General features: G+C 40.6%; 4 protein-coding genes. 2 read left to right on the top strand and 2 right to left on the bottom strand.

Translation table 11 applies throughout. The features are described from left to right. Window positions 1-670: 670 nt before the first annotated feature. Together K5G00_RS28415 and K5G00_RS28410 are read right to left on the bottom strand one after the other, a co-directional pair. Window positions 671-1,789 carry a Wzz/FepE/Etk N-terminal domain-containing protein gene (locus tag K5G00_RS28415; protein ID WP_238769879.1) on the bottom strand — a complete coding sequence of 373 codons (1,119 nt, stop codon included), beginning with the start codon at window positions 1,787-1,789 and terminating at the stop codon, window positions 671-673. A 38-nt stretch (window positions 1,790-1,827) separates the two neighbouring features. Further along, on the bottom strand, window positions 1,828-4,155 hold the full coding sequence (locus K5G00_RS28410; RefSeq protein WP_238769878.1) for an SLBB domain-containing protein: 2,328 nt from the start codon (window positions 4,153-4,155) through the stop codon (window positions 1,828-1,830). A 789-nt stretch (window positions 4,156-4,944) separates the two neighbouring features. Between K5G00_RS28410 and K5G00_RS28405 the strand changes: the two genes are divergently transcribed. Both K5G00_RS28405 and K5G00_RS28400 read left to right on the top strand, forming a co-directional pair. Next, window positions 4,945-5,754, top strand: coding sequence for a polysaccharide biosynthesis/export family protein (locus tag K5G00_RS28405; protein WP_238769877.1), 810 nt, complete (start codon window positions 4,945-4,947; stop codon window positions 5,752-5,754). Further along, entirely contained in the window at window positions 5,751-8,249 is a 2,499-nt protein-coding gene (locus tag K5G00_RS28400; protein ID WP_238769876.1) for a GumC family protein, read from the top strand. The genes K5G00_RS28405 and K5G00_RS28400 overlap by 4 nt, the downstream gene beginning before the upstream one ends. The last annotated feature ends 145 nt before the right edge of the window (window positions 8,250-8,394 follow it).

Genomic DNA, 8,394 nt, shown 5'->3' with positions numbered 1-8,394 from the left:
GCTCAAAGTCTCATGTTCTCACTACTCATCGCTCTCTTCTCATCGTCCCAGTGCTCACTATCTCATCTTCTCTCTTCCCAGTGCTCACAGTCTCACTTCTCATCTCCGCTTTTCAACGGGGCTTTGCCCCGAACCTCAATTCCTTTTGTCTTGCCAGACGGGCTTTACTCTTTGTCTTGACACAAAGAGTTAACACGAGGAAGGCATTTCCGAGCCAAGACTGAAAATCTTTTTGAAACAAAACTACGGACAGGTAAATCCACGCAGTGCAAACTCTCCTTCCTTCGTCGGGTCAAACAGCACTGCTTCAATAGCCCTCATAATTTCCCTTTCCTTGTTTTGTAATCAAAAACCTTTTAGGTCACCTAAATGATGATCTTTAAGTGCTAGTATGGTTATTCTTTACGCTTTTACTCTTAGGCGGGTCCGTTCTTAATCTGTAAGTCAGTTCTTCTTTTATGTCTTATTCTTTGACTTCTTTTTCTATGTAAAACGTTCGGTACTCTTTTCACATCTTCTCAGTGCTCAACGTCTCATTGTCTTCCTGCTCATCTCTCACCACTCACCGCTTGTCTCTCTATTCTCATCGTCCCAGGGCTCACAGTCTCATTTTCTTACTACACGGTGCTCGCCCTCTTTTCTTCTCCCTTCTCATTGCTCAGAGATCGCCTTATTGCGCCTCTGCTTCTCCGGATTCCTTTATTATTTTAATATATTCTTTTCCAAAAAGTAAGCCTACACCCAAAATCCCACCCAAAAAAATCCAGATTATTAAAATCAAAGGACGGTTGGGTTTTGATTTCTCAAAAGGAATAATAACCGGTCTAATCACCGAAAAAACAGGCGTATCTTCCTTTACTTTTATACGGGCCTGTTCCATTTGTTGTGCCAAACTGGAGTATACATCAAAGGCAAGTTGATATTCATTCTCGAGCCGCGATTCCTCGGTAAGAGCCATGGCACTGGTTACATTTTTATTTTTGTCCCGAAAGCTCGCCAGGTCAGCCTGGGCATCTTCAAGGTCTTTTTTCTTTTCGTTGTAACGTTCCTCCACAAATTTCAACTGAGCTTTTGCTTTTTCCACTTTAAAGTCGGTGATATACTGTTGAAGCAGTTCTTTTGCTTTTTGTGCGACTTGTGCTGCGAGTTCCGGTTCAAAAAAACTGGAGCTTAACTTTACATAACCCTCTTTTTCGTTAATTTCCAGGACTAAATGCTTAGCAACAATTTTGCGAATTTCTTCTTGTTTTTCTGAAAGCCTTAGCATTGATCCCGAAGAAAAAGAAGCCTCCGTATTGTCTTCGTTTCTGAACGATTTTAGCAGGAGTCCCGGCAGTCCAACGGAGTATTTTGCTATCGATGAAAACAGTCCGGGAGTATAATAATCTGAATAATACTCCAACAGTGAAACAGGGTGATCTATCTCAGAAAAAGAAAACGGAGTTTTCATTATTTCAAGCTGAAAAGGAACGCTTTGTACAATTTGAGGATACACTTGTGGTGAAAGTTCATTTCCACCTCCTTTTGTCAGGTCAATATTAAATCCGGCGATTGAAGCCAGTGAAGATAACCCCCCCAGGTTACTTGTATTGTTTGAAGTTTGTGGAACAAGAGTTGCTGATGCAGTATATTCTTTGGGAGAAAAAAGTGCGATAATAAGACCGGCAAGTGAGCATACTACGACACTCTTTATTATGGTTCTTCTCCCCTTCCACAGCATTTTCAGCAAAGCAATCAAATCAATTTCTTTTTTGCTTTTAAACTGATTTGACTTATCAGAGTTGTTCATTCTCAATTTTATTTATTATATCCAACAAACTTCACTGCCTATCTCAACACAGCAGCAATGGCAACGGCAATCGAAGAAAATGTACTGGCAACGGCAAGCCACTGACTTGTGTTATTGTTTTCTTTTTCCGGTCTTTCGGGAACAATGATTTCACTTCCCGGCAGCACCTTGGGATATCTTCTAAAAATAAATCCTTTTTTGGATGCCGTTGAGCCGTTGGCATATTTTATATAGGCTTTTCTGCGTAATGCATTGGCATCAAAACCACCACTTCTTTCAATGTATGTTTTAAAGGTTATCCCTTTTTCATAGGTCAGTGAAAAAGGGTTTTGAACGCTGCCGCTAACTTTTACGGTCTGTATATATTCCGGAACAAACAAAACATCGCCATCGCGCAAAAAGAGGTCGTTATGACTACCGGGACTTCCCATTATCAGCGGGAGATCCACTGCGATATTTTCAGGACCAAGGATAGGATTTACACGCTCAAAGGTGGCTCCTTCCGCAAAAGCATATTGTGTTACCCCTCCGGCCATTTTCACCAAATCGGAAATCCGTTGTCCCTTTTCACTAATGGCATACTGCCCTGCATATTTTACTTCGCCTTTTACTGAAGCTTTTCCGGCATTCCGGAATCCGGGTGCCTGGCGTACGGAAATCTGGTCAAAGGCCTGTAACTCGAACTGCGCATCCCCCGGCTGTAAACGAAGGTCTCTATCAAGTTTAAACGTATTGATATGGACCAGCCGATTGTTTACCTGTGCCGCTTCCTGGTAGCTAAGTCTTCTGGCCACTTCGATAAATGTACTATCGGCACCTTCGGTAAATCCGTCAGCCAAAAAAATGGCATCCCCCAGGGTCATTCCCTGTGAAAAATGATATTCACCAGGTGTTAACACTTCTCCTGATACAAAAATATAGGGGTCTTCACGTAAATCAAACAAAGACTTCACCAGAATACTGTCTTCCGGTTGAAGTACAATATCTGACTTTCGGCTCACCACATCTTCCACATTAAAGGGAATGTTTGATTTGGTCTTATCGGGATTCTCACGGGTTACAATCCCCCGGTTTTTAAAGGCATCTTTTTTCAGCCCTCCGGCTTTCTGAATCACCTCCGACAAAGTGACACCCTCCTCCCACTGGTATTCTCCCGGCTGATACACCGCTCCATCAATTGTGATCCTGTTTTCAAACTCATCCGATATGGTGCGGCAATGTATTTTATCGCCGTTATTCAGCGTTGTGTTCCCGGCCTTTTCATAGGCTACATCAATGATTTGCACCCCTTGTTGTGTTTTCCGGTACAACTGCAGTTGGGCGAGCCAGGCACTCCCGGTAAATCCGCCCGCAAAACGAAACAAATCCTCCATCGTTTCCCCTTCTTTTATCTCAAACCGAGTATTCCGCCGAAACTCTCCGCTTACTTCCACCCGCTTTTCCAGGGGAGGCACAAAAATAATATCCTCATCCTTTAAAGTGATATTGTCCGAAGGATCTGCATCTACTATAAACTTATAGATATCAACGGTTTGAAACAATTCATTATCGCGAATTACCTTAATATTTCTAAAAGAGCCAATGGTATCAGGCCCTCCGGAAAGATACAATGCGTTAAAAACCGTGGAAGCTGCTGACAGTGTATAGGTCCCGGGAGATACCACTTCTCCTGCTATATTGACTTTAATCGCACGCAGTTCGCCAATACTGATCTGGGCAAAGGTTTGCGGATTCTCTCCTCCCATATCGGCATAAATGGAGGTAAGCCGCTGTTTTATTTTCTTTTCGGCCTCACTAAAAAACATTCCCGCAATGTACACCGGTCCAACATCAGGAATTAATATTTGCCCGTTGGAATTTACGGTTAACTGGTAATTGTTTTGTGAATTTCCCCACACATTTACAATCATCTGGTCGCCTATCCCAATCTCATAATTTTTTGGGGTTTGTATATTTACTCCGGGTTCAAAAGTGAGCTTTTTATTATTAAACAAAGAGAATCCAAATATATTTACATCTTCGGTTTCAAAAGTATCTTTTCGTACCGATAAGGAACTATCGGCTGGCTCTTCAAAATAATATTCTTCATTGGAAATCAGAGATAAACTGTCGGTTGAAACGGAACTTTCATGCAGCCGTTTCCGCAGATCACGAATTTGTACTTCCGTTGCCCCCCTTTGCCTGGCCAGGTTTATCGCTTCCTGTTCCGTAAGACCGGCCTCACGCATCTGTTTGCGTACGCGTTCAATATCGGAATCAGAAAGCTCTTTTACATCCACCGATTTTACATCCTGAGCTGTTGCGACTAAAACGCAAAAAAACAGGGGTAAAATAAAAATAAGTTTTTGAAGTTTTCGTCGTTTCATATTGGTTTTAAGCTGAACTTTTATACAAACTCAATTTTTAACTGTTTATTTCCTCCTCAGTCTGCATTCAAACATAGAAAAATCCAGGGAAATATGAGGTTACTGCTATTTTTTATTGAACTAAAGCCAGGGAATACCAGCTTTCCGGAAAGACAAACAAGGGTTTTAATTTTGGGCATTACGGATTTTATGAATTGGTGTATTTTGTTAACAATTTTACGCAGCTCCGCCTCCTCACTTACAAACGATGGCAAGTTCCAACGAGTCTTCGGGATGCTTCAATGAGTAAATAAATTACTCAAAAACAGACGCAAGATATAAAATGCATTTCTCTTTGTCAATAGCAATTCTTTTGAAATCTTCATTATTTTGTGCTACTTTTCTGATCGTTTTCGGAAAAACCATTTGTTCAGCTTATTAGACACGAACAATTAAAAGATTATTTTTTTGTTAAGCAGTTCGCACCAATTATACATTAACAAAGATTTAAAATTGAATTCTTTGTGTATTATAAAACCAGTATCAATCCCAATTCAACCAAGAATCTTATATCACTGATTATTAAAAAACTAAAAAACATCTTAAAGCATTCTGTTCAAGCTACAACTGAAGAGGAAATTCAATCAGAAATTTATGATAAAAACAAAGGAAGAGATTGAGTTGTTGATTCTAAGCGTTTACAACTATCTGTTTTTTTGTGTTCACCCGTTCAATTCCGTAGCTTTGTTTTTTTAAGCTTCGGTTTTGAACAAAAATAATTGTTACTTTTGTCGTGCATTATATAAAACTATGAATGTGTCAACCATTAAATTATTTAGAAAAAAAGTAGGACTTCCGTTAGTGGTGGTTTTGTTTTTATTTTCATCGTGCAGCACCCCTTTACAGGAATTGATTTATCTTAACGGTTTACAACCCGGTGTGACATACGAGCATGGCCCGCAACCCGAAGAGTATAAAATCAGATCCAACGACCAGTTATTTATCCAGGTCATCAGCGATGATCCTTTAAATGCTGCTTTTTTGAATCTGATCAATACACAGGGCTCGATGGGAAGTATGGGGAACTCAACCAACAGCATTGAGTTGATAACCTATCTGGTTGACGAAGGAGGTTTTATCAACTATCCGCAGCTGGGAAACCTAAATGTAGAAGGCAAAACCACAAGTGAGGTACGTGATATGGTACAGGAGGGTGTAGACCGCTACCTTGAAGGCGCATCGGTATTTGTAAAGCTGGTGAACCGCACGGTAACGATTTTGGGAGAAGTAAAAAACCCGGGACAAAAAACGATGGTCAAAAATCAGCTTACCATTTTTGAGGCGCTGGGCTCGGCCGGAGATATCAGTGACTATGGCAACCGTCAGCAGATAAAAATCATACGCGAGCTGCCGGAAGGGAAACATGTTGAAGAAATGGATCTAACCAATCCCGACATTATCAACTCTCCTTATTATTATATCTTGCCGCATGATATTGTATATGTGGAACATAAAACAAAGGTATACGGAGCCAAAAACCTGTCGTATGCGGCCCCCATCAGTATCACAGCGTCCATCATATCCGTAGGATTACTCATTATAAATTTATTTAACCCATGACAGAGCAGCGTTTACAAAATAACGGCATTGACCACAACAATGACGAAGACAGTATTGACTTAAAAAAGCTGGTTTTTAAATTACTAAGCAACTGGTACTGGTTTCTACTGAGCGTTATTATTGCCGTTGGAGCTGCATTTTTTTACAATCGTTATGCTACTCCGGTATATGAGTTAAGTACTACACTTCTTGTGGAAGAAGATAAGGTGACTTCTCCGTTGGATGAAAGTGGTGTGTCGGCAAATGTTTTCCAGGGATTTGGCGTAATGAACAGCATGCGAAACATTTATAATCAAATGGTGATCATGCATTCTACTCCCCTTATTACAAGAACCATCAACGAACTTGATTTTGAAATCAGTTACTATGCAGTGGGGAGAGTAAAAATCAGTGAAAAATACCGGGAGGTTCCGTTTCTGGTGGAATGGGATGAAGCACATCCGCAATTGACCAACGCGGAATTTCTGTTAAAAATAGATGCCGACGGCAAGTTGCATTTAAAAGCACAGGGGGAAAATGCAGAGGTATACAGCTATAATGAGGATGAGGTGCTAAGAAAAATCAGTAATTTTTCATTTTCTAAAGATTTGGATCCGGGGGTACGTCTGACGGCCAATGAGTTTTCGTTTACCATTTTGTTAAATGAAAAATTTGATCCCCAGGCACCCAATGAATTTAAATTTGTTTTTAATAAAAAAGGCGCGCTGGTAAAAAAATATGCCGGAGCACTTACCATTAATCTTGCCGATAAAGAAACATCGATAGTGGAGCTCACCTTACGAGACTTTAACCGGGAGAAAGGCATCCATTTTTTAAATAAACTTACCGAGATTTACCAGCTGGATAACCTGGGCAAAAAAAATGACAATGCCAACCGCACGATACAGTTTATCAATTCGCAATTGCAAAACATTTCTGATTCGTTAAATGTTTCGGAAAACAGGATGGCTTCTTTTCAAAGTGAAAACCAGGTTATTGATATTTCTTTACAGTCGCAGCAGCTGCTGGAACAGATGAGAGAACTGGACAATGAACGTGTGGCTCTGGAGACGCAAAACAAATATTATCATTACCTCAGGGATTATGTAGGCAACAACCAGGAACTGGAAACACTTATTGCGCCTTCGGCGATGGGAATCAATGATCCTTTGTTAAACAGTCTGATTCTTCAGTTGAACGACTTGATTACACAAAAATCGAGTTTGACTTCGGTACGGGCCAACTCCCAACATCCGGCAATCGTCCGTTTAAATGCCCAAATTGAAAGTGTAAAAAATTCTCTGCTGGAGAATACTTCCAATATCATATCACAATCGGATATCGCTTTGGCCGATATCAATCAACGTATCCGCAGTTTTGAGACACAAATACGCCGTCTGCCTGCGACGGAACAAAATTTTGTAAATATTGAACGACGTTACCAGCTGGACAACGAAACCTACACTTTCCTGCTCCAAAAACTTTCGGAGGCTCAAATTGCCAAAGCATCCAATATTCCGGACAGCCAGGTGATTGAAGAAGCCAGAATGAACGGAACAGGGCCGGTTGAACCAAAAAGTAAAATGATTTTTGCCATTGCTTTGTTACTGGGATTAGCCATTCCGGCAGGTGTAATTTTGCTTCTGGACTTTTTTAGCACTAAAATTGTTTCACAGGAAGAAGTGGAGGCCATTACCCGGTTTCCGATTATCGGGCATATCTTTCACAACGAGAAAGAATTTGCCAGCCGTACGCTGGTGCTGGATAAACCCAATTCTCCGGCAACAGAGCCTTACCGGGCCATCCGGAATAAACTCAATATGATGACCAAGGCCAAGGATAATCCGGTGATTGCAGTTACGTCAACCTTTCCCAAAGAAGGCAAGTCGTATAATGCGATTAACATTGCCTCATCCTTTGCACTGATGCGTAAAAATACCGTATTGCTTGACCTAGATTTACGTAACTCAAAAATAGATGAAGAGTTCAATTTTGAGTCCAATATGGGTATTGTGAACTATATTATCGGGAAAGCAACTTTACCTGAGATTACTTTTGACACCAAACACCCGCGTTTAAAAATTATCCCCGCCGGACCGATCCCTCCCAATCCTTCGGAAATGCTCACCGACAAAAGGCTTACTGATGTTTTGGAAAAATTAAAGGAGATATATGATGTTATTGTTATTGATACACCTCCAGTAGGTTATGTGGCTGATCTCTACCAGTTAAACGATGAAATTGATGCCAACCTGTTTATTGTCCGGCATAAATACACCCATAAAGTTGCGTTAAAGAATGCGTTAGGTGAAGTGGAAAAACATCAGCTAAAAGGTGTGGGTATCATCATTAATGACATTCAGATGGGACGTAAAAAAGGTGGTTTTGGAAGTTATGGCTATGGTTACGGCTACGGATATGGATATGGCTACGGGTATGGGTATGGGTATGGTCAGGAATACGACAAAGACAGAAAACGCAGTAAACGAAAAATGCTAAAAACCGAGCAAGGCTAACAAAACCACTGTGTATAAAATACTCACAGATTCATTGATTGTAAATCAAACTAGCACTATCTCATAAACTGTGTAAATAGGAATACCGGGGGTTGCAACCCCCGGTATTTTTTGTTTAATTTTAAACTTTATGCAGTAATGAAAA

The sequence above is a fragment of the Maribellus maritimus genome (assembly GCF_022267315.1).
GTDB lineage: Bacteria > Bacteroidota > Bacteroidia > Bacteroidales > Prolixibacteraceae > Draconibacterium > Draconibacterium maritimum.
The sequence above is the reverse complement of the archived record's forward strand: the minus strand, read 5'-3'. Positions and strand labels throughout refer to the sequence as shown.